We start from the raw sequence: 21648 nt of genomic DNA on the forward strand, positions 1-21648 counted from the left end.
GAACGGCCCGAAGGGCCGACGGAAAAGAACCGGGCGCAGCCATTGCGGGTCCAGCCCGTTTGCCGTTCTGTCGCCCTCTCGAAGAAGGCCGAGGTCGCGGTCCTTTCCGATGAGGGTGCTCTCTTCCCATGACCGGTCCCGACACGATCGGTCAGACCCGCTCCGCCTCCCTCCCGGCGATCCCTGCGACGCCCATGAAACGGGCGACATCGTCCGGTGCGATTTGAGTGCGAACGCCGTCCCGGACAGCATCGGCGCCGAACTGCCGAACATCCTCGTTGAAGTCCCCGAGGCAAGGGATCAGCGGAATCGCCTCGATGCCAGACTCGGTTGCCCGGTCGATCAGCGTCTCCAACGCCCCATCTCCAGCCGGATCGTTGTCGCGGGCGATGTATAGTCGGCGCAAGGATGCCGGAAACAGGATGGCGGCCAGATGAGCTGCGGAAAGCGCAGCGACCATCGGCATTCTGGGCAGGACGATCGTCAGCGACAGCATGGTCTCGATGCCTTCGCCCGCTGCCATCACATCTTTCGGAATGCCGAACCGGACGGCATGGCCGAGCAGATGGCCCATGGCGCGACGTGGGGTGTCGATCGGCGCCTTGCCGAGTATCGCCTCGGAGAAGCCATTCGGATCAAGCCAGGTGCGATGCGCGCCGGTGATCGTACCTTCGAGATTGGTGACGGCAGCAATAAGTGCAGGCCATGTCTCAGTTTCGGAATAGCAGTCGGGTCGATAGTAGCAGCGCGGGTGAAATCGCAAGTTTGCGGTTTCGTGCAATTCCGTAATGCCGCGATTGCGCAGATACGTTTCTGCGAGCGTCCCCGCAATCGGCTGCGCCATGGCAAACAGCCGCCGCGCGGCTTCCGGCGATCCGGTGGGGGCCGGTGCGTGTCGCCGTTTTGGATCGATGCTCGGTTCCGGCTGCGGCAGACTGAGAAACCGCCACGCTTCTTCGGCAACGTCCTTGAAATCAACCAGCCTGCAACTCTCGCGAATGATGTCGAGCAAGTCGCCATGTTCGCCGGTGGCCGCATCGGTCCACTTGCCTGCCGCACCCTTGCCGCTGTCCGATCCTTCCAAGCGGACGAACATCGAACGGCCAAGCGTATTTCTGACATCGCCGATCATCCAGTAGCGGCCTTCACGGCGACCGTTCGGAAGATAATGCCGGCAGACCGCCTCGGAGTTGCGCGCGAGGCGGCGGGCCAGCTCTGCTGCGTCGCGGGCCATCACACTGCCTCCCGCTCGGCGATGCGCTCGACCGGATAGCGTTCGAGCAGCTTTGCCAGGATCGCGGGACCATGATCGTCGGTCGGTACGAACAGGCGCAGCTTCCAGGAGATTATTTCGGCGAACAGCCCATCGGCTTTCAGGCGCTCGCGCATCGCATCAGTGAAGCCGGATAGCTCGATGCGATTGGCGCCCATGACACGCACACGCAGCAGCTGCAGGCCTTCGGTCAGTTCGAGGATCGTCCGGCCTTCGCACAGCGCGGTGAACGCCTCCTCGGCCGTAGGGCTCGCAGGACCCGTCACCGAGACCGTTGCCGCCCAGGCCGCCGACACGCGGCGGCCGATGATCCGCTCGCCGTCATCGGTCTGGAGCCGGTAGACCCGCGTCGAATCGGTCGGCAGGCGCTTCCAGATCGGCAGCAACAGACCGGCGACGATATGGATCGTGCTGTCGGTGAACTCCGGCACATCCGCCAGTTCGGTCCGCCATGCCTGAGCGAAGCGGTCCCGGTCGGCCTCTTCCCAATGGGTTTGCGGCATGTCGGCCCGCGCGACCGCCAGATGCTCCATAGGCCGGATTAGCCGCACTCGGCGCTCGACACTGCCGTCGTCACGCATGAGGCTCGTCGTCGGCACCTGCACGGCGGCGCGGTGCGAACGGGTGTTGACGAGCAAGACAGCGCGCGGATCGGCGAGGAGATCGAGCGCCGCTTCTAGAGTCACCGGGCGGTTGCGCTCGCGCCGCGCGATCGTCAGCAGCGCGGTTTCGGCAGATGTGCCGGGATGGGCGTGAATGACCTGCCGGTCGGTGACGCGGAAGCTCTCGGCTGTGAGTGTCTCAAGGCCGATGTCGTAGACCCCGGCCGCGATCGCGCCCTCGATTCGGGCTGTCAACAATTCCTCAAAGGCCGCGAAGAGGACGTTCTGCATGTCGATGGTGAGCGCGAGCAGCCGGTTGAGGAAGGTGGTAATCGGCGGCAGGTCGTCCTTGATGCCGTTGGCATCCATCAATGACAGCCCGGTCGACGCCTCGAAGGTTTCGAGCGAACAACCCTCGATTTTGCCGGCGACCAGGAGAAGATAGAGCTGGCGCAGCGCGTCGCGCGCGTAGTGACCTTCGAGATTGTCTTCGGCGCGGAACAGACCTTGGCCGCCTGTCTGGCGCTGGCCCTTCGTGATCGCGCCGAGCGTGTCGAGCCGCCTTGCGATTGTCGACAGGAAGCGCTTTTCCGCCTTCACATCGGTGGCGATCGGCCGGAAAAGTGGCGGTTGCTGCTGATTGGTCCGGTTGGTCCGTCCCAGGCCTTGGATCGCGGTGTCCGCTTTCCAGCCCGCTTCGAGCAGATAATGGACGCGCAGCCGCCGGTTCCTTGCGCCGAGATCGGCGTGATAGGAGCGGCCCGTCCCACCGGCGTCGCTGAACACCAGCACCCGCTTGTCGTCGTCCATAAAGGCTTGTGCTTCGGCGAGGTTGGCCGAGGCGGCGCGGGTCTCGACGGCGAGCCGGTTGATGCCGTTGCCGCTCGACTTACGCACAATCCGCCGCGACCGGCCCGTGACCTCGGCCACGGTGTCGGTGCCAAAATGCTGCACGATCTGGTCGAGCGCGCCGTGCATTGGTGGCAGCGAGGCGAGCTGCTCGATCAGCCGGTCGCGCCGGGCGACGGCCTCGCGGCTTTCGACGGGCTGCCCGTCGCGGGTGACGGGACGCGAGGAGAGATTGCCCTCATTGTCGGTATAGGGCTCGTAGAGCTGGACCGGAAAGGAGTGGGCGAGATAGTCGAGAACGTACTCGCGCGGCGTGATGTCGACCTGTACGTCGCCCCATTCCTCGGTCGGGATTTCCGCCAACCGCCGTTCCATCAGCGCTTCGCCGGTCGAGACGATCTGGATGACGGCGGCATAGCCGGCTTCGAGATCGCCTTCGATCGACCGGATCAGCGACGGCGTCTTCATGCCGGTGATCAGATGCGAGAAGAAGCGCTGCTTGGCCCCCTCGAAAGCGGAGCGGGCGGCAGCCTTGGCCTGCGCGTTGAGCGTCCCCGTAGAACCGGTGATGTTAGCGGCCCGCATCGCCGCATCGAGATTGTTGTGAATGATTGCGAACGCCCCGGCATAGGCGTCGTAGATGCGCGTCTGTTCGGGGGTCAGCGCATGTTCGAGCAGTTCGTATTCGACGCCGTCATAGGAGAGCGAGCGCGCCGCGTAGAGACCCAGCGCCTTTAGGTCGCGCGCCAGCACTTCCATCGCCGCGACGCCTCCGGCCTCGATTGCCTCGACGAATTCGGCGCGGGTGGCAAAGGGGAAGTCTTCGCCGCCCCACAGGCCGAGCCGCTGGGCATAGGCGAGATTGTGCACCGTGGTGGCGCCGGTCGCCGAGACATAGACCACGCGTGCATCGGGCAGAGCATGTTGGAGCCGCAGCCCGGCACGGCCTTGCTGCGAAGCGGCCTGGTCACCGCGTTCGGTGGTCCCTCCGGCGGCATTCTGCATGGCATGGCTTTCGTCGAATATGATCACTCCATCGAAGTCGGAGCCCAACCAGTCGACGATCTGCTGGACGCGGGAAAACCTTTCCTCGCGTGCGTCGGAGCGTAGCGTGGAATAGGTGGTAAACAGGATGCCTTCGTTCAGGCAGATGCTGGTCCCCTGGCGAAAGCGCGACAGAGGTGTCACCAGCAATCGCTCCATGCCGAGCGCCGACCAGTCGCGCTGCGCGTCCTCGATCAACTTGTCGGATTTGGAGATCCAGACCGCGCGGCGGCGGCCCTTGAGCCAATTGTCGAGCAGGATGCCGGCGACCTGTCGGCCCTTGCCAGCACCCGTGCCGTCGCCGAGGAACCAGCCGCGGCGGAAGCGGACCACGTCTGCCGCATCGTCGGGCGCGGCCGCCACGAGGTCGTAGGTCTCGTCCACCGTCCAGGACCCGGCGAGGTGATCGCCATGAGCTTCGCCGGCATAGATGACCGATTCGAGCTGCGCGTCGGACAATATGCCGTCAGCGACGATGCGCGCGGGCAGATGTGGCCGGTAGCTCGGCTTCGGCGGCGCGACCGAGGCCATGGCCGAGGATTGGACGAGCTTGGTCGGATGCGCCTGAGATCCGGATATGCGGATCGACTGCAATCCGTAGGTCTCATAGAGCGCCTCGGTAATCTGTCCGTCATCGGCGGGCGCCCAGTCGACGGTGTCATAAGCGAGCGCGTCGCCTTCGGGCGTCATGAGCGCCGAAGCCAGGACCGCCCGACGGGCGACGCGAGCCGGCACAACCGGCGTCGAGAGTGGCGGGGAGACCGTTGCGGAGGATGGGGTCGCCGAGAGGCGTGGCGGGACGTGCTCGGTCACCCATTGCAGAAGCGTCGTCGCATCGGGTGCCAGACCGGGTGATTTGGGAAAAGCGGCGGGATCGTCGGCGGGAGATTTGTCGATCACGGTCAGGCGGGTGTCGATGGTAGTGCCGTGGCGCGCATAGACCGCGCCTTTGATCGCGGCGGTGAACACCACCCGCCCGCGCTCCTGCAACGAGACGAAGGCGTCGCGCCATTTCGGGGTATCGGGTGCGAAACCCGCGCCGGTGATCGCCACGAGACGGCCGCCATCGGCAAGGCGCGCCAGCGCCGAAGCGATATGGCGGAAAGTCGTGTCGGCCATGCGGCCCGACACATGCGCGGCCGCCGAAAAGGGCGGGTTCATCAGGATGACGGAAGGACGGATCGCCGGGTCGAGATGATCGTCGGTCTGCGCCGCGTCGAAGCGGGTGATGAGAACTTTCGGAAAGAGGTCGGCGAGCAGTGCGGCGCGTGTCTCACCCAGTTCGTTCAGAACCAGTTTGCCACCGGAAAACTCGGCGAGGATGGCAAGCAGGCCGGTGCCCGCCGAAGGTTCCAGTACCAGATCGTCCCGCGTGATCGCGGCGGCGGTGCTGGCCGCAAAGCCGAGACCGATCGGCGTCGAGAATTGCTGCAGGGTCTGGCTCTCTTCGGACCGGCGCGTATGGGCGGGAAGGAGGCCCGCAATCCTGTCGAGCAAAGCGAGCAGGTGGGCCGGAGATGCGGCTTTGCGCTTCAGCGCCTTTGCGTATTTGCGCAAGAAGAGAACGGTCGCGGCCTCGCAGGCGTCATAGGCCGTCTTCCAGTCCCAGGCGCCGGTGGCATCCGACGCGCCGAAGGCGGTTTCCATGGCGGATCGCAGCATGGCAGCGTCGACACGCGACCCGCGTTCGAGATGAGGGAGGAGAAGTCTGGCCGCCTCGACGCTTTCAGCGGCAGGATTGGGCGCGGACGGAGCTGGACGGGATGCGGTGGTCGCCGCAACGGGAGATGTGAGAGACATGGGAGGGCCTTTCGCGAGAGCGGGAACGGATCGAACCGGCGGGCTCGCTCTCTTCCCCGCACCGGCTCAAACCCGTCCCGGCCTTCCTCTCCCTCTCATGTCCCGTCCGAAGCCTCACTGGACGGGTCCGGCGGCAGATACGCATGGTAGGGATTGCCGTCGGCCATATCGGCCTCCGGACATGAGAAAACCCAGCGCGATGGCCGGGCTTTGGGGGATCTGAATGCAATTGGCCGGGGCGGCCGAAGCCGCCCCGATGGCGGTCTATTCGGCCGCAACCATCGCCTCCGGCTCGGCCTCGCCATCTTCGGCGCTAGCATCCTCGTCATCGGCCAGGAATTCCGGCAGCGCTTCGCCCTCATCGTTATCTGCCTCGGCGGCAGGGTCGTCGATCTCACCGGATCGCAGCGGTTCGGGCAACCAGTCGCTGTCGGCCAGGAGCCGTTCGGCCTCCTTGGCCATATCGCCCTTCTTCAGATGATCGATCAGTTGGGCAGTCTGCTCGCCAACACCCTCGCGCACCGCTTCGACGATGCGTGCCTTGGTGACGCGGCCGAGATAATTGTCGACGGTCGGTTTCCAGCCCGCGTCGATCATGTCGAGTTTGACGGCCCCGGCGATTCGGTTGGCCTGGCCAAGACGGCGTTCGAGACCGGCCTGTGACAAGCCGGCGCCATAGCGGTCGACCTTCTCGTGCAGCGCGTTGATCCCGAAGGAGACGCAATGTGCGAGCAGGGCCGACCGGCTGGCATGGTCCAGCGCGTCGATCCAGTCCCACCGCGCCTGATCGTCTGCCGGGATATCGGCCTGCCAGGCTTCATGCCGGGCTTCGATCGCCTTGGACGAACTGCTATCCGCCAGATCCTCGGCCTGGGCGGAGAAGTGCACATGGCGGACCGAGGCTTCGAGGCAGCCTGCGGATGCGGCATAGGTGCCGAAGGCATCGCCGACCAGCTTGTGCAGCAAGGCGGTCATGGCGACATGTGGGTTCTCCGCCACGGCGTCGCGAAGCGCCAGTGTCCGGTGGGCTGTCAACTCCGAGACCAGACGATCCGGAAGCGGTTTGATGCCATCGTCTTCCTCGTCCTCGGGAGTCTCGCCGCCGACCGAGATGGTCGTGCCACGGTGCGCCGTATCGGTGCCGGCAGCGTTGCCCGCATCATCGCCGTCAGGTTCATCCGTCACTTCGTCTTCGGGCCGCACGTAACCCCGCTCGACGACGAGTGCGCCATTCCCGGCAATGCTGACGAACACCCCGGCGCGCGCGATTTCTTGCGCGTCATAGATGACCGGCCGCGCCGCGAAGGCTTCGAGGGCCGTTTCGATCTCGCCAAGCCGTTCGTCGACCTCTTCGGGTAGTTCCTCGGCTTCGGCGTAGTCCGCCTCGAGCTTGGCATATTCGGTTTCGAGGCTGTCGATCTGCGCCTGTTCATCCTTCGTCAGATCGACCGGTTCGCCGTCTATCCGGCGCAGGCCGTAGGCGGCATCATAGGGCATGGTGACGTCGAGCCTGACCCATTTCCAGCCTTCCTCCGCGATCTCCTCGGCCGCGGTCTTGAGCTTCTCGGCAACCAGTCGGTCGAGCAGCGCGGCATCCTGCAACCATCCGCCATCATCGGACTGGAAGAGATCGCGCAGGATCGTCCCACCAGCCTCTTCATAGGCGTCGAGGCCGACGAAGACGGCACGCTTGTCAGACGCGCGCACCGTGGTCTCGGTGAGCATGCGGCGGATCTGATAGGGCTCCTTCGACCAGGACGATTCGAGAGCCTGCCAGACTTGTTCCTGGCGGTCATGGTCAGGATTGATGGTGAAGGCCATCACCTGATCGAGCGTGATCTCGTCCTGCTCATAGAGGTCGAGCAGCTTCGGCGAGACGGCCGCGAGCCGCAGCCGCTGCTTGACGATATTGACCGACACGAAAAAAGCCGCGGCGATCTCCTCCTCGCTCTGACCCTTTTCGCGCAGAGTCTGGAAAGCTCGGAACTGGTCGAGCGGATGGAGCGCGGCGCGCTGGGTATTCTCGGCGAGCGAGTCGTCCTCGGCGAGGATGTCGCTGTCCGCATCGCGCACGATGCAGGGCACCGGGGCCGTCTTGTTGAGACGCTTCGCCTTGACCAGCGCTTCGAGGGCCCGGAAACGGCGGCCGCCGGCGGGCACCTCGAACATGCCGGTCTCCTTTCCGCCCTCATCGACCACGGGGCGGACATTGAGGCCCTGGAGGAGGCCGCGCCGCGCGATGTCCTCGGCGAGCTCGTCGATCGAGAGGCCGCTCTTGATGCGGCGGACGTTGGACTGGCTGAGCACCAGCTTGTTGAAGGGGATGTCGCGCGAGGACGGCAGGATGAGTTTCTTGGTGGCCATGATGGTTTCTCCGTGATGGGGTGACGACGGGTGCCGGTTTGGCAGGAAAAGCCCCGGGTGGGGCTTTTCCACGGAGAAACGGGAGCCTCTCTCTCGGCCTCCAACCCGTCACGAAAACCCCCTCCCTTCTCTCCCTCTCAGGCACCTCGGCCGCGGAACCGGACAGGCGCAAATCCGGCATTACGCTTCCGCGTAAGCGGCCTGCGGCATGTGTCGCTCCTCTTCAGCCGTCACTGCTTCGTGTTCCGGCAGGAAGCCGAGCAGATAGTCGGCTGCCTTGCTGGCCTTGGATGCGGCCCGGACGATGGCGCGATTGTTCTCGCGCAGGACCTCCAGCCAGGAACCGATATAGTCGGCATGCCGCACGGTGGGCACGATGCCGAGCGAGGCGCAGCAGAAGGCGGCGTTCATTTCGGCGACGAGTTCTTCGAAGGCGTATTTTTTCGAACCGAACGAGCCGGTCAGGTCGCGATCGAGACGGCTTCGATGACCGCTCGCATGACCAAGCTCGTGCAGCGCCGTGCGGTGCCAATTGATCGGCTCGGAATAGGCCTGCGGCGGCGGCACCTGCACATAGTCATGCACGGGATCGTAATAGGCGCGATTGCCGCCGATGCGCATGTCGATACCGGTCGCGTCGATCAACGCTTCGACGCGCGGTTCGATCAGGCCCGATGGGACCGGCGGTGCGGCTGTCGCGACCTCCTCGGGCAGATCCTCGCACTGGTCGGTGTTGAACACGGTGAAGCGCTTGAGGAACGGGATCGCCTGGGCGTCTTCGCCGGTCTCGCGGGCGCGTCGCTTCTCGTCTTCCGGCACGAAGCGGTCGGCATAGACGACGGTGGTGCCGCGCTCGCCCTTGCGGACATGGCCGCCAAGCGAGAGCGCCTGGCGGAAGGTCAGCCAACTTTGGCCGGAATAACCGCGCTCGATCACTGCGCCCCAGAGCAGGAGGATATTGATGCCCGAATAAATGCGGCCGGTGGCGGCGTTGCCGGGCATGGCGAGCGGCGCTTTCGCCACCGCCATCCCCCAGGGTTGGACCCAGGGCAGGCGGCCAGCTTCCAGCTCGGCGATGATCTTGGTGGTGATGTCGTCATAGAGGTTCGTGCGGTCCGTACGGGACCGGGATCGGCGTCGGGGCATGGCGGGATACTCCGCGACGGGCGCCGGAGGCCTCTCCTTCGGTCCTCATCCCGTCACGGCAAACCCGTCCGCACTCTCACTCTCAAAAGGGGGCGTTGCGGGGGAAGCCCCCGCAGAAGGGGTTGGCCGAGACTACAGGCTCGGCCGCAGGGGAAGGCCTTCCCCTCCCGGATCAACATTGCTGTACGTCCGCGAAGGCGGAAATCCGGACACACGCATCCTTGATCTGTAATGGCACCAAGGGACGCACTTCGAAGCATGGGGAATGACGGTTTGGAGGCAGGTGGCGCAGTCTTCGTCTCTCAGCGCGGGCGAAACGCGCTAGCCTTCGCCCGGCGGTATGACGGATGGTCCCCCGATTTCGCGGCATTTGAGATCGATCGTGCGCCAGGCAAGCCGGCTCGGAGAGCCACCCAGGCGGTCAACTTCTTCGTCGACACACCGCTGAACCCGGGTGCGCATGTCGCGCCAGTAAAATCTTCCGCGGCAGCGGAATAGCCGCCGCCCCTCACTGTCCTGGGACACCCGCACACAATGACGCCGTCGCCACGTTTCATCCTGTAACAGGTGGTCTGTTTCCACGGATGGTGTGCCTTCACCATCCTGCGCTGTCATCTGACCGTCGATCGCGACGACGGCGGGTGTTTGCCCGTTCGCAGCCTGGGTCGAGGCAGATTGAGCGCGGACCGGAGCGGTGGCAATGATTGGCATCGATCCGAGTAGTACGGCCATCAGCGCGAGGTGTCGCCGATGCCGTTCGCCCGGATTTATTGGATGGCACAGGGAAGCGACGAACTTCATGTTCGTACCATACAAGAGCAACATGAATATTTGCCGAATGGGCTTCGACCCCTGAAACCGTCACGCCTGTTGGATCAGCTCTCTATGGGTTACGTAAATCCGTAAACTCGGAAACACGAACAAGCGTAACTTTCTATGCGCGTTCTCTACCCCATGACCAAGTGCCAGGCCGCTATCCGCAATCTTTTGGACACGATGGAGGAGGAGACGGGCAATCTTCCGTCCATGCCTGGTATTTTCTGGCTCAATTGCTATCCGGAAGTGCTGCAGGCGTCTGGGTCACAGGTTCGTATGCTCAACAGCGCTTGATCACTGGCCGTCGAGGACATGCAGGACGGCAGTCTTTCGCGATCTGGACACCGGCACCGGCTGTCCATCGGACATTTCAAGGGTCGTCCGCCCACCCGTCACCGAACAGGCCCGGATGTAATCGGCATTGACGATGTGGGACCTGTGAGTACGGATGAACGGCGGTGACAAAACGGTTTCGAGCGCGGCCATTGTCACCGAGAGCAGATGCGATGACGTCGCCAGGTGCGCTTCGACATAGTCGTCCAATGCCTGAAAGCGTATGATATCGGTGGGCGGGACCGAGATGAATTCAGCTCCACTGCGCAAGGTTATGCGCTGCGGGCGTTCCGACCCCAATGCGCCTTTCAGCCGGACCAGTGCATCCGCGGCCATTGACGCCTGTGCGATGGCTTTTGCGCGGTCTACGGCGCGCGTGAAGCGCTGTGTTTCCACCGGCTTCACCACATAGTCGATGGCGGAGAGTTCAAAAGCGGCGAGCGCATGCTCACCATAGGCGGTCACGAACACGACAACCGGTGGCTGACGCAACTCCGATAGCCGCTCGGCCAATTCCAGACCGTCGAGGCCGGGCATCCTGATGTCGAGAAAAGCGATGGCAGGTTCCAGGTGCCTGATCAACGCCAATGCCTCCGTTCCATTGGCGGCCTTTCCTAAGACCTGCAAGCCCGCCTGCGCTGCCAATTCCGCGAGCCTTGTCCGAATATGAGGCTCGTCGTCCGCAACTATGCAGGTGATCCTGGTTTCGCTCATTGTCATTCGACTTCGATTGCGGGGAAGGAAAGCCTTACAGAGACGCCATGGCCCGGCGAGGCAGCCACGTCGAACGCAACCTTGCCGGGAAATTGGGTGTCCAGCCGCTTGCGCAAAAGTCCGATCCCGAGCCCGCCACGTGCAACCCTCGACTCCTCTGCGCCAACACCGTCATCCGCCACCATCAAGACGAGTTCATTGCCGTGACGCGCGGCGGTCAGCGATATCGTCCCGCCCTCCGACTTTCCAGCAATCCCGTGCACGATCGCGTTTTCGACGAGCACCTGCAAACCCAGAGCGGGAACCCCAAGGTCGCGCGTGTCGTCGTCAATCCGGTCGATGACTGTCAACCGGTCACCGAGGCGAAGCTGCTCAATCGCGAGATAGTCGCGCACCAGGGTCAATTCCTCTTGCAGCGGGACCAGCGGGTCGCCGTTCTCGTCAGTCGGAGCATCGAGCACGCGGCGCAGCATTCGGCCAAGTCGGCCAATCGCGTTCTCTGCCGCTGCCGGATCCTGCCTGACCAAGCCGGAAATGGTCTCCAGCGTGTTGTAGAGAAAGTGTGGCTCGACACGGGCGCGGACCGCTGCCAGTTCGGCTCTTGCTCGAGCAGCTTCGCTTTCGGCGGCGCGTTGTCGTGCTTGCGTCAATGCGAACACGAACGCGATGGCTGCATAAAGGATAATGCCTGAGAAAAATGTCCCCAGACCGGCTTTCTGAGCGATCTCCATCACGATATCCGGCTTGGCCGCGTAGGTGACGGCGAGCATCATCGCCAGCCAGAACAGGCCGGTAGCGACCGCGAGAAAGCCATGCGTCAGCCAAAGAGGACTCTTGCGTCGCACCCACGATTGAAGGCGCCATGCGGTGATGCCCGCGACCGCGCCGGGCGCGACATGTGCAAATGCTGCGCCAATGGCATCGATCCAGGGAAAAGAAGCGGACCGAAATCCAAACATGTAAATCATGAAGGCAAGGCTCGCGAGCGTGATCGTGACGAACCTCCCATCGTGCCAGAAACGATGGGGTTGGCGATCGGACGTTTCGGAAGCGGTCATGTTCGGACCCCCATTCTGGCCAGGATGGCGGTTACCGGTCCGCGGCAACCCAGCGTGCGAACACTCTCAGCGCCGTACGCTTTGAGCGCGTTTGTGAAGAATGCGGGTTCCAGAAACCGGCCTGTGCGCTTCCGCTTTATGCTCCATTCAACCGCGCGGTCGATGAGGTCGACATTCTCCCGCTGCGAGCAAAACAGCAGGCAGATGTACCCGCCATCCTTCGTCACACGGGCGAGTTCGCACACCGCTCGTGTCGGATCGCCGCTGGCCTCGATTGCCCACAGCGCCAGGGTTAGATCGAACTGCCCGTCCGCTAATGCAATTTTCGTGATGTCGCCATGGATGCGGCGGACCGGCAGGCCGCGAGAGGCCTGTAGCAGGCTCGGATTGAAATCCAGCAGCGTGACATCTAGGTCCGGTTCCGAGATCAGCAATCGACGCGCCAGGCGGCCCGTTCCGCTGCCAGCGTCGAGAACCCTCAGGCCGGGCTTCAGGAGCGCGGTGATCGCGCCTTCGACGGCGCTTTGGCCCTCGCCGCCGGACAGGCGCAGGAAGCGCGCATGGAGCCTGTCGTAGAGCGACGGGCTGAAATCGTCATAGGCCGTGATGTACGATTGACGTGAGGTCATCTATGCTTTCTCTCATCGTGTCATGCCCAATGAATATTGAGATGCTGCGATGTTTTCGAGATCGGATCGGGGAATGGCCTTGTAGGATCGGTGAATTGCAAGGGTGGTGCGCGCACATTGCTCACGGTTTTACTTGATTCCCCGATGCAGTAGAGACGCCGAACAGAGAATTCACGGAACTGGTCATGTGCAATCTTTATTCAGTTACCAAGGGCCAAGCCGCTATCCGCGATTTGTTTGACGCGATGGACGACAAGACGGGCAATCTTCCGTCCATGCCGGGGGTATTTCCGGATTATTTGGCACCGATTGTCCGCGCAGGCGCAAACAACACCCGTGAATTGGCGCTTGCGCGCTGGGGCATGCCGTCGCCTGCATTCGCTCTCGAAGGCAAAAGGACCGACCGGGGCGTCACCAATATCCGCAATACGAAAAGCCCGCACTGGCGGCGCTGGCTGTCGCCATCTTCGCGTTGCCTCGTCCCGTTTACTTCGTTTTCCGAGCCGGGCCGGTCGGCCGATGGCAAGTCGGAACCCGTCTGGTTTGCGCTCGGCGAAGATCGTCCGCTCGCGTTTTTCGCCGGGGTTTGGACGACATGGACGTCGACGCGGAAGGTCGCCGAGGGAGAAGTGACCTGCGATCTGTTCGGCTTTCTGACGACCGATGCCAACCGTGAAGTCAGAGAGATTCACCCGAAGGCGATGCCCGTCATCCTCACGGAGAAGAACGAATGGGAGGCTTGGCTCGACGCTGCGTGGGACGAAGCTCAGATGCTACAACGACCTTTATCCGACGGCGTGTTGAGCGTGGTCGCGCGCGGCGAAAAAACAGACGAGGGCTGACATGCTGCCATCAAGTGAAGAGGAAGAGGTGGCGATCGCGGATTATTATCGGTCCCAGTCACCTGACGCGTCGGTTGAATTCTTGCAGAAGGTTTATTCGGAGTCGGTGATCGGTCACCGACATGACGTTTGGGACGTTCACGCAAGCGATGGTCGTTGGTGGGTCATTACGAAACCGACCAATTTATACTCTCAAGACCAGTTTCCGAACATGGATCTCGCGGTGACGTTCCACATGGGCCTTTGCCTGCGGATTCCGCGGGGCCAGCGCCAGCAGATCGAGGCGACGAGAATTCACCCATTCGGCTCTCTCTTTTCGGCGATATCGGAAACGGGATCTGCGCTGGCACAAGCTGATGATGCGGCCGCGTTTAGGACGATCGGAGTGCGTTGCCGCGAGAATCTCCTCGAATTCATACATGCGGCGCAAGATGTCGGTGACTGGGGCGACGACCGACCCAAGCGTTCAGACTTCAGGGCGTGGTCGGACCTCATCTGCAACACGATCATGCCGGGCTCGAAGTTCCGCGAGCGTCGGCGCCTGTCAAAAGTTGCTCTTGAATCCGCGTGGACGTTCACCAACTGGCTCACGCATTCACAGTCTGCGACCTGGCACGACGCGGAGGCGGCGCGAGATGCAACGGCTTACGCTATCGAAACGACTGTGTCGGTCATCCTTCGGCATCTTCGCGGTGTACCGGAGCAATGCCCGGATTGCGGCTCCTTTGGCTTGGCTCCCGAAGAAGGCGTGAACACCGAAGCGCCGGAAATCGTTTGGGAACGCCCCGTCTGTGGCGACTGCGGTTGGACAGGAGAGGCTATCCGTGTTGGCGAACGCTCGCCGGAAGACTTGATGGAACTGATCAAGCGTGAAGGCGAAACCGGCGATGAATGCGGGGTCTTGGCTCGGCCGCTGACGGGTATAGTAAGGCCCAGCGGATGAATCGTTCAGGTTTCAGGGGATGATGGCCTGTTGCCCCGCGACATTATGGGACGCCGCTATTCGAATTTTGGCGAATTGACCTGGCTCAGGAAATACGCCCGCTCGGCGTCCAGGGCTGCGAGCACGTCCTCTGGCTCCATACCGTCCATTAACGCCGCGTAGAGCGGGTCGCCGATGCGCTTACGCAGTGCGTCATCGCTCGGGCTTTCTGTTTCGAGCGGCAGGCGCGAGGGTTCAAGTAGTTTCTTGTCGTCGTTCATGGGTCTCACCTGAAGTCTCGGGTTTTCACTTTGATGCTGTCGATATGCAGATCGCGCACATACATGTCGCGCGGTGGCGGCAGCTTGGGCGGCAATGTCCTGCGATCCGGTCCCGCCGTGCCGCCGGTGCGGGCCTCGTCGCCACGCCCGTAAGGGAGCGGAAACGGTTCGTCCCGCTTACCGACGGCGGCAAGCTCGGCCGAGAGGTCGGTGATCCGGTGCGCGACGAGATGGACTACGTCGCCTTCGCGCTGGATACGACCGCGCACCGCCATCATTCGCGCGGACAATACCGTCCGCCGGTTCGCTTCGAAAACCTTTGGCCAGACGACGAGGTTGGCAGCAGACGTCTCGTCCTCAAGGGTGATGAACATGACGCCCTTGGCACTGCCGGGCCGCTGGCGGACGAGGACGATTCCCGCCGCTTCCAGCCAGCGGCCGTTTGGGGCCTCCATCGCATCCCGGCAGGTGACCATGCGGCGGCGGCACAGATCCTGGCGCAGGAATGCGAGCGGGTGGGCGCGCAGCGACAGTCCGACATGGCCATAATCCTCGACCACCTCGCTGCCGACAGTCATGGGGCGCAGCGCGATTGCCGGCTCGGAAACTTCCGGCACGGTCCGCTCTTCACGTTCCGTCGCGGCGGCAAAGAGTGGTAGGGGCTCATCGCGCAGCGCCTTGATCGCCCAAAGCGCCTCTCGCCGAGCGAGTCCGAGTGCCGGTCCAAACGCATCGGCTTCGGCCAGTTGAACCAAGGAGGCCGTCGGCACACGGGCACGGCGCCAGAGATCGTCGATCGACGCGAAGGGGTCATCCGCCCGAACGGCAACGGTCGTGGCCGCATGGGCGTTGGCCAGTCCTTTCACCATGCGCAGCCCGAGCCGGACCGCGAAGCGGCTTTCATTGTCGGTGGGCTCCAAGGTGCAGTCCCAGCGGGAGGCATTAACGCAGACCGGACGGACCTCGACGCCATGGTCGCGCGCGTCCCGCACGATCTGCGCAGGCGCGTAGAAGCCCATCGGCTGAGCGTTGAGCAGTGCGGCGCAGAAGACGTCGGGATGCCAGCATTTGAGCCAGGAACTGGCATAGGCGATCAGCGCGAAGGAAGCGGCGTGACTTTCCGGAAAACCGTAGCTGCCGAAGCCTTCGAGCTGCTTGAAGGTGCGCTCGGCGAATTCGGACTCATAGCCGTTCTCCACCATCCCGGCGATCAGCTTGTCGCGGAAATGCGAGACTCCGCCGGTGAACTTGAAGGTGGCCATGGACTTGCGGAGCATGTCGGCCTCGCCGGGGGTAAAGCCGGCGCATTCGATGGCGACGCGCATGGCCTGCTCCTGGAAGAGCGGCACGCCGAGTGTCTTGCCGAGCACCTTTTCGAGTTCCGGCTTGGGATAGTGAACGGGTTCGATCCCCTCGCGGCGGCGCAGATAGGGATGGACCATGTCGCCCTGGATCGGACCGGGCCGGACGATGGCGACCTGCACCACAAGGTCGTAATAGGTGCGCGGCTTCAGGCGCGGCAGCATCGACATCTGCGCGCGGCTTTCGATCTGAAAGGTGCCGAGCGTGTCGGCCTTGCGGATCATGGCATAGGTGCGCGGATCCTCGGCCGGGATCGTGGCGAGGTCCAGTTCGATCCCCTTGTGCTCTGCCAGGAGATCGAAGCCGCGCTTCATGCAGGTCAGCATGCCGAGCGCGAGCACGTCGACCTTCATGAAATGCAGCGCATCGATATCGTCCTTGTCCCATTCGATGACCTGCCGGTCGTCCATCGCTGCCGGTTCGATCGGCACCAATTCGTCCAGCCGGTCCTGGGTCAGGACGAAACCGCCGGGATGCTGCGAGAGATGGCGTGGCGTGCCCATCAGCTGGCGCGCGAGATCGAGGGTCAGCCGCAGCCGGCGATCCTCCATATTGAGGTTGAGGCCTTCGACATGCTCGGGCTGAACGCCTTCCTCCGACCAGCCCCAGACCTGACCCGACAGGGTCTTGGTCAGGTCTTCGGGCAGACCGAGCGCTTTGCCGACGTCGCGCAGCGCACCCTTGGTGCGGTAGCGGATGACGGTGGAGCAGAGGGCGGCGTGGTCCCGGCCATAGGTCTCATAAACCCACTGAATGACGATCTCGCGACGCTCGTGTTCGAAGTCGACATCGATATCGGGCGGCTCACGGCGTTCTTCGGAGACGAACCGCTCGAACAGGAGGTCGTTGCGGCCCGGATCGATTGAGGTGATGCCGAGCACGAAGCAGACTGCGGAGTTGGCCGCCGACCCGCGCCCCTGGCACAGGATGTCCTTTGACCGCGCAAAGCGCACGATGGCATCGACGGTGAGAAAATACGGCGCGTAGTCCAGTTTCTCGATCAGCTTGAGTTCGTGCTGAAGCGTGCGGCGCACGGACCCCGGCAGCCCTTCCGGATAGCGCTCCGCAGCACCTTCCCATGTCAGCTTTTCCAACGCCTGTTGCGGCGTCAGATCGGGATATTGGCGCTCTTCGGGGTATTGGTAGGCGAGCTCGTCGAGCGAGAAGCGGCAGCGCTTCGCGATCTTCACCGTATTCGCAAGCGCCTCCGGATAGCGGGCGAAGAGCCGGTGCATCTCCTCCGGTGGTTTGAGATAGCGATCCGCATGGCGCTCACGGCGGTCGCCGAGTTCGTCGATCGTGACATTGTGGCGGATGCAGGTGACGACGTCCTGCATGAGCCGCCGACCGGGTTCGTGGAACAGCACGTCATTGGTGACGACGGTCGGCACGCCCATGTCGGCGGCAAGATTGGAGAGCTGCCAGAGGCGGAGCTGGTCGTTGGGCCGGCGCCGCAGGGTCAGCGCCAGATAGGCCCGATCACCGAACTCATCGCGCAATCGCCGCAACCGCAATCCGCACAATTCATCGGCTTCGTCCGGCAGAAGGACGACGATCAGACCCTCGCCATAGGCGACGAGATCTGACCAATCGAGCATGCATTTGGCTTTGCCGCCACGCTCCTTGCCGAGCGAGAGCACCCGGCAGAGCCGGGCATAGGCGGCCCGGTCTGTGGGATAGACGAGGATGGAGAGGTCGCCCGCGAGATCGAGGCGGCAGCCCACGATGAGCCGGACGCCGGTGGCCTTGGCCGCTTCATGCGCACGCACGATCCCGGCCAGTGAATTGCGGTCGACCACGGCGAGCGCGTCGATCCCGACGGTCGCCGCTTGACCGAACAGCTCTTCGGCTGACGATGCCCCGCGCAGAAAACTGAAATGCGATGTGACCTGCAATTCGGCGTAGCGGGCGCTCATCCGAACACTCCGTGCAGGAACCATTGGTGCGAGCCGGTCGCAGCGTCCTCGCCGTCGCCGGCCCGGTAGATCCAGTAGCGTTCGCCGGCCTCGTCCTCGACCTGGAAATAATCGCGCACCGCGACCAGCTCGGCATCGCGTTTCCACCACTCCCCGAAGACACGTTCGGGACCGTCCGCACAGGCGACGCGGCGGCGAATGCCGCGCCACGTGAACGCGACGGGCGGATGATCGGGCAGGAGGGCCATCGCCTCGATCGGCTCGGGCCGGGCGAGCAGGCGCGCCGGCCGCGGCCAGTGGCCGGGCCAACTCGCCCCTGTCTCGGGGGCCATGGCCGGAATGCGGGTCACGGACCGCTCAGGCACATCGCTCGCAACGGGAGACGCGCGATAGAGCCGCAATTCGCCAACCCGGTTGGCGAGCGTGTCGACCAGATCGGAGACGTCCGGAACGGTGTCGTCCACAAGCGAGGTCACGCTTTGCCGCTCTGGCAGCGGTTCGGCGATGCTGGCGGCGAGCGTCATGATCTCGATGCCGAAGCCAGGATCGATGGTCTCGATCTTGTCGCACAGCAGCCGCGTCAGGCGTCTAGTGTCGCGCACCGGCAGAGCCGTGCCGACCCGCACGGCCTGGGCATGATTGTCGACCCGGTGACAGATGAGATCGAGCCGCCTTGCCCCCAGTCCCTTGGCCTCCAGCGAAGTGCAGAGCGCATCAACGAGCTTGCCGATATAGCGGGCGATGGTTTCGGCGGTCGAGATCGGCTCGGCAAAGCGGCGGCGCGCGTCGATGAGATCAGGCGGGCGGATCGGGTCGATGGGTTCGCTCGCCGTCCCCAGCGCCTGATCGACGCGGCGGCCGAGTTCCGGCCCGAAGCGCAGCGCCAGGGGCGCACGCGGCTGGTCGAGAAGATCGGCAATCCGCTCGAATCCGAGAAGACGCAGGCTCGCCGCCATATCGGCGGGAATTCGAAGTGCGGTCAGCGGCAGGTCCGCAATGTCCTGCGAGGCGGTCCCGGAAAGAGAGATGAAGGCGGCCTGTCCGCCGTAGCGCGCTAGAGCATGAGCCGCGCCCCAGGTGTCGGCGACCGCGGCGCGTGCGGTGATACCGGACCCGGCGAGACGCTCGATCATCTCGGCCAACATCGCGGTTTCGCCGCCGTGGAGGTGATCGGCGCCAGTCGTGTCGATCACGAGACCATCGGGCGGATCGGCGGCGGCGAGCGGCGCGTAGCGCCGGAGCACCCATCCGGCGAGCCGGTCGAGCGCTTCCGCGTCGGCCGTCGGATCGGCCTCCTCGATGATCAGGCCAGGGACCAGGACCCGCGCCTTGGTCTCGGGCATCCCGACGCGCAGCCCCGCGGCTTGGGCGGCAGCATCCGCCGCCTGCACCACCCGCCGTCTTCCCTCTCGGCCAACCATAATCAGCGGCGCCTCAACCGGAGGCGCGGCGTCGCCCGATTTCCTTCTGAACCGGTCGGTGGACCAGGTCGGAAGGAAGAGCGAGACAACCCGTGTCATCGCAAGCCTCCAGTTCAAAATCTGCGCTTTCCCCGGCCCGCGCGCGGATAAGCTCAACGAGCCAGCGGGCACGTCCAACACCCGGCACGGGCAACTTGGCCGAAGGGAGAACCGACACCCGCCAACGCGTGGTGGCGGCGGTCGGCTGTCCGAAATCCACCGCATCGTTCTGTCGCCGCCAGCGCCGGAGCGCGAAACCGACGGTGCCGGAGGTCTCGGCGGCCAGCTGCAACCGGCGCGAGGCCGTCATTGACAGGCGCGCGACTTCGCCGACGACCGCCCCAAGCCCGCCATGGCGCAAGCCTTCCTCGACGCATGCCAGGACGGTCTTGTCGTCGCCCGCCTCGACATAGATCACGCGGTCGGGGGGAAGGCCTGCCTGTGCCAGCGCCGGTGCGAAGAGATCCGGCCGGGTGATGCACCACAGCACCTTGCCCTTGGTCCGCGCGGCGATCCCGGCGGCGAACAGGGCCGCTGCCGCGCCATCGACCGTCCCGTGGCCACCGCCTGCGACCTCATGGAGCGCGCCCAGTGCGAGACCGCCGCCCGGCAGACGCGAATCGACCTCGGCGATCCCGAAGGGGAGCACCGATGTGACGCGCTTGCTCTTGCTTTCGAGTCGCTCGATCTGCGCGCGTAAAGACTCGATCGCGGACCGGGGCCGCGGTTGGGACATGGCTCTCCTGTTTCATGAACGACAGCATGTTCCCTATTTGTTCTATTCTTTCATGCGCGGAGTCAAGCTGGATGGCCGTCGGCTGGTCTCATTTGCGCAAAATGGGCTTCGAGGTTTCGCCCAAAATCAACGCCCGCCAGCCCTACGGTTCCAAACGTATTTCTGGCGGGTTCCAATCAACATATCGTTGACTTCCAATTATCATAGTCCATAGTTCCAATTTACCAAGGGTGGGATTCGCGTGTACGAACGCTTTGTCGAGCATCGCGCCAAGGAAGCGCTTTCAGATACGCCGGTAGTTCTCATCGTCGGACCCCGCCGCGCAGGCAAGACCACGCTCGTCCAGAAAATGGGCGAGGACGGGCGGACCTATGTCACACTGGATGACCAAACGGTCCTCGATGCAGCGCGCTCCGATCCAGCCGGCTTCATCCGGGGTTTTGACCGCGCCATCGTCGATGAGATCCAGCGCGCGCCCGATCTCCTGCTGGCGATCAAGAAAACGGTAGACGAGGACTACCGACCCGGCCGCTTTATGCTGACAGGCTCGGCCAATGTTCTGACATTGCCCAAAGTCGCGGACAGTCTCGCGGGCCGCATGGAAACCATTCGGATGCTCCCGCTTGCCCGTGCCGAAATCGAGGGTTGCACGCCAACGTTTCTCGATCGGCTTTTTGACCGTGCGCTAGAGGCAGGTAGGAACGCCATTGTCGGCGACGATCTGGTCCGGCTGGTCTTGCTCGGCGGTTTTCCGGAAGCCATTCGCCGCGAGAGCGAAAGGCGGCGGCAGGATTGGGCGCGGTCGTACCTCACCTCGGTTCTCACGCGCGATCTGAAAGACATCGCCGAGATCGAGAAGCTTACCGAACTGCCGAAATTCGTGCGCCTTCTTTCGGAGTATTCAAGCCAACTGGTCAACTATTCGCAATTCGGCGGCAGCATTGGCGTAAGCCACAAGACCGGCCAGCGTTATGTCGCGCTACTCGAACAGGTGTTTCTCGTCGCCACCTTGCAGCCTTGGTATACAAACGCGCTGAAGCGCATCGCCAAGACGCCGAAACTGCATTTCCTCGATACCGGCTTGCTGGCCACGGCGCGCGGCCTGACATTCGATCGAATGAAGGCCGACCGAGGCGCGTTCGGTGCGGTGCTGGAGACCTTCGTGTTCTCAGAGATCATGAAGCTGATGTCGGCGTCCGATTTGCGCCTGACGCCGTATCATTTCCGTGATCAACAGATGCGAGAGGTCGATATCGTGCTGGAACGCGACGACGGCATGATTGTCGGTATCGAGGTCAAGGCCAGTGCAACTGTCAAATCCGGCGACTTCGGCGGATTGCGGACGCTGGCCGAGGCGTGCGGTGACCGCTTCGCATACGGTGTGGTTCTCTACGACAGCACGGATGTCGTGCCGTTCGGTGACAGACTGGCGGCCGCACCGCTATCGACTCTTTGGAATGGGGAGCCGCTGATGAAAAAGAAGGGTGGGTCGAGATAGTCG

Annotated in this window: 14 protein-coding genes; 3 read left to right on the forward strand and 11 right to left on the reverse strand. The window is 63.7% G+C overall.

What is annotated here, in order from left to right:
• Positions 1-151: 151 nt before the first annotated feature.
• The 7 genes from ACQ651_RS05020 to ACQ651_RS05050 all read right to left on the reverse strand — a co-directional run bounded on the left by ACQ651_RS05020 (position 152) and on the right by ACQ651_RS05050 (position 12628).
• Positions 152-1234, reverse strand: coding sequence for a DUF7146 domain-containing protein (locus tag ACQ651_RS05020; RefSeq protein WP_430448604.1), 1083 nt, complete (start codon positions 1232-1234; stop codon positions 152-154).
• Entirely contained in the window at positions 1234-5568 is a 4335-nt protein-coding gene (locus tag ACQ651_RS05025) for a strawberry notch-like NTP hydrolase domain-containing protein (protein ID WP_430448605.1), read from the reverse strand. Before ACQ651_RS05025 ends, ACQ651_RS05020 begins: the two co-directional genes overlap by 1 nt.
• A 264-nt stretch (positions 5569-5832) precedes the next feature.
• Positions 5833-7932, reverse strand: coding sequence for a ParB/RepB/Spo0J family partition protein (locus ACQ651_RS05030; RefSeq protein WP_430448606.1), 2100 nt, complete (start codon positions 7930-7932; stop codon positions 5833-5835).
• A 180-nt stretch (positions 7933-8112) separates the two neighbouring features.
• Positions 8113-9078, reverse strand: coding sequence for an ArdC family protein (locus ACQ651_RS05035; RefSeq protein ID WP_430448607.1), 966 nt, complete (start codon positions 9076-9078; stop codon positions 8113-8115).
• Positions 9079-10188: 1110 nt separating this feature from the next.
• A complete protein-coding gene (locus ACQ651_RS05040; protein ID WP_430448608.1) occupies positions 10189-10941 on the reverse strand; it encodes a LytR/AlgR family response regulator transcription factor in 753 nt (250 codons plus the stop codon).
• Between the two features lie 2 nt (positions 10942-10943).
• Positions 10944-11999 (reverse strand): sensor histidine kinase, encoded by a 1056-nt coding sequence (locus ACQ651_RS05045; RefSeq protein ID WP_430448609.1) that lies wholly within the window; start codon positions 11997-11999, stop codon positions 10944-10946.
• Positions 11996-12628: a class I SAM-dependent methyltransferase gene (locus ACQ651_RS05050; RefSeq protein WP_430448610.1), complete on the reverse strand. Its 633-nt coding sequence runs from the start codon at positions 12626-12628 to the stop codon at positions 11996-11998. The genes ACQ651_RS05045 and ACQ651_RS05050 overlap by 4 nt, the downstream gene beginning before the upstream one ends.
• A 185-nt stretch (positions 12629-12813) precedes the next feature.
• Here ACQ651_RS05050 and ACQ651_RS05055 point away from each other — a divergent pair, with 185 nt between their 5' ends.
• Both ACQ651_RS05055 and ACQ651_RS05060 read left to right on the forward strand, forming a co-directional pair.
• The gene (locus tag ACQ651_RS05055; RefSeq protein ID WP_430448611.1) at positions 12814-13470 is read left to right on the forward strand and encodes an SOS response-associated peptidase; all 657 of its coding nucleotides are present in this window, start codon (positions 12814-12816) and stop codon (positions 13468-13470) included.
• Position 13471: 1 nt separating this feature from the next.
• Positions 13472-14413, forward strand: a complete 942-nt coding sequence (locus ACQ651_RS05060; RefSeq protein WP_430448612.1) for a hypothetical protein — start codon at positions 13472-13474, stop codon at positions 14411-14413.
• 56 nt (positions 14414-14469) lie between these two features.
• Here ACQ651_RS05060 and ACQ651_RS05065 read toward each other — a convergent pair whose 3' ends face one another.
• Genes ACQ651_RS05065 through ACQ651_RS05080 form a run of 4 tightly spaced genes read right to left on the reverse strand, consistent with a single transcriptional unit; the run spans position 14470 to position 20147 of the window.
• Positions 14470-14673, reverse strand: a complete 204-nt coding sequence (locus ACQ651_RS05065) for a hypothetical protein (RefSeq protein ID WP_430448613.1) — start codon at positions 14671-14673, stop codon at positions 14470-14472.
• 5 nt (positions 14674-14678) lie between these two features.
• The gene (locus ACQ651_RS05070; RefSeq protein WP_430448614.1) at positions 14679-17951 is read right to left on the reverse strand and encodes an error-prone DNA polymerase; all 3273 of its coding nucleotides are present in this window, start codon (positions 17949-17951) and stop codon (positions 14679-14681) included.
• The gene (locus tag ACQ651_RS05075) at positions 17948-19471 is read right to left on the reverse strand and encodes a Y-family DNA polymerase (RefSeq protein ID WP_430448615.1); all 1524 of its coding nucleotides are present in this window, start codon (positions 19469-19471) and stop codon (positions 17948-17950) included. Before ACQ651_RS05075 ends, ACQ651_RS05070 begins: the two co-directional genes overlap by 4 nt.
• Entirely contained in the window at positions 19386-20147 is a 762-nt protein-coding gene (locus ACQ651_RS05080; RefSeq protein WP_430448616.1) for an ImuA family protein, read from the reverse strand. Before ACQ651_RS05080 ends, ACQ651_RS05075 begins: the two co-directional genes overlap by 86 nt.
• 241 nt (positions 20148-20388) lie before the next feature.
• Between ACQ651_RS05080 and ACQ651_RS05085 the strand changes: the two genes are divergently transcribed.
• Complete coding sequence (locus ACQ651_RS05085) at positions 20389-21645, forward strand: ATP-binding protein (RefSeq protein WP_430448617.1); 1257 nt, start codon at positions 20389-20391, stop codon at positions 21643-21645.
• Positions 21646-21648 lie beyond the last annotated feature (3 nt).

The organism is Rhodophyticola sp., from assembly GCF_965284195.1.
Classification (GTDB): Bacteria; Pseudomonadota; Alphaproteobacteria; order Rhodobacterales; family Rhodobacteraceae; genus Rhodophyticola.

What these genes read in the sequence shown, in the direction of transcription:
- ACQ651_RS05020 (WP_430448604.1), bottom strand. Translation starts at nt 1,234, where the DNA reads ATGGCCCGCGACGCAGCAGAGCTGGCCCGCCGCCTCGCGCGCAACTCC.
- ACQ651_RS05025 (WP_430448605.1), bottom strand. Translation starts at nt 5,568, where the DNA reads ATGTCTCTCACATCTCCCGTTGCGGCGACCACCGCATCCCGTCCAGCT.
- ACQ651_RS05030 (WP_430448606.1), bottom strand. Translation starts at nt 7,932, where the DNA reads ATGGCCACCAAGAAACTCATCCTGCCGTCCTCGCGCGACATCCCCTTC.
- ACQ651_RS05035 (WP_430448607.1), bottom strand. Translation starts at nt 9,078, where the DNA reads ATGCCCCGACGCCGATCCCGGTCCCGTACGGACCGCACGAACCTCTAT.
- ACQ651_RS05040 (WP_430448608.1), bottom strand. Translation starts at nt 10,941, where the DNA reads ATGAGCGAAACCAGGATCACCTGCATAGTTGCGGACGACGAGCCTCAT.
- ACQ651_RS05045 (WP_430448609.1), bottom strand. Translation starts at nt 11,999, where the DNA reads ATGACCGCTTCCGAAACGTCCGATCGCCAACCCCATCGTTTCTGGCAC.
- ACQ651_RS05050 (WP_430448610.1), bottom strand. Translation starts at nt 12,628, where the DNA reads ATGACCTCACGTCAATCGTACATCACGGCCTATGACGATTTCAGCCCG.
- ACQ651_RS05055 (WP_430448611.1), top strand. Translation starts at nt 12,814, where the DNA reads ATGTGCAATCTTTATTCAGTTACCAAGGGCCAAGCCGCTATCCGCGAT.
- ACQ651_RS05060 (WP_430448612.1), top strand. Translation starts at nt 13,472, where the DNA reads ATGCTGCCATCAAGTGAAGAGGAAGAGGTGGCGATCGCGGATTATTAT.
- ACQ651_RS05065 (WP_430448613.1), bottom strand. Translation starts at nt 14,673, where the DNA reads ATGAACGACGACAAGAAACTACTTGAACCCTCGCGCCTGCCGCTCGAA.
- ACQ651_RS05070 (WP_430448614.1), bottom strand. Translation starts at nt 17,951, where the DNA reads ATGAGCGCCCGCTACGCCGAATTGCAGGTCACATCGCATTTCAGTTTT.
- ACQ651_RS05075 (WP_430448615.1), bottom strand. Translation starts at nt 19,471, where the DNA reads ATGACACGGGTTGTCTCGCTCTTCCTTCCGACCTGGTCCACCGACCGG.
- ACQ651_RS05080 (WP_430448616.1), bottom strand. Translation starts at nt 20,147, where the DNA reads ATGTCCCAACCGCGGCCCCGGTCCGCGATCGAGTCTTTACGCGCGCAG.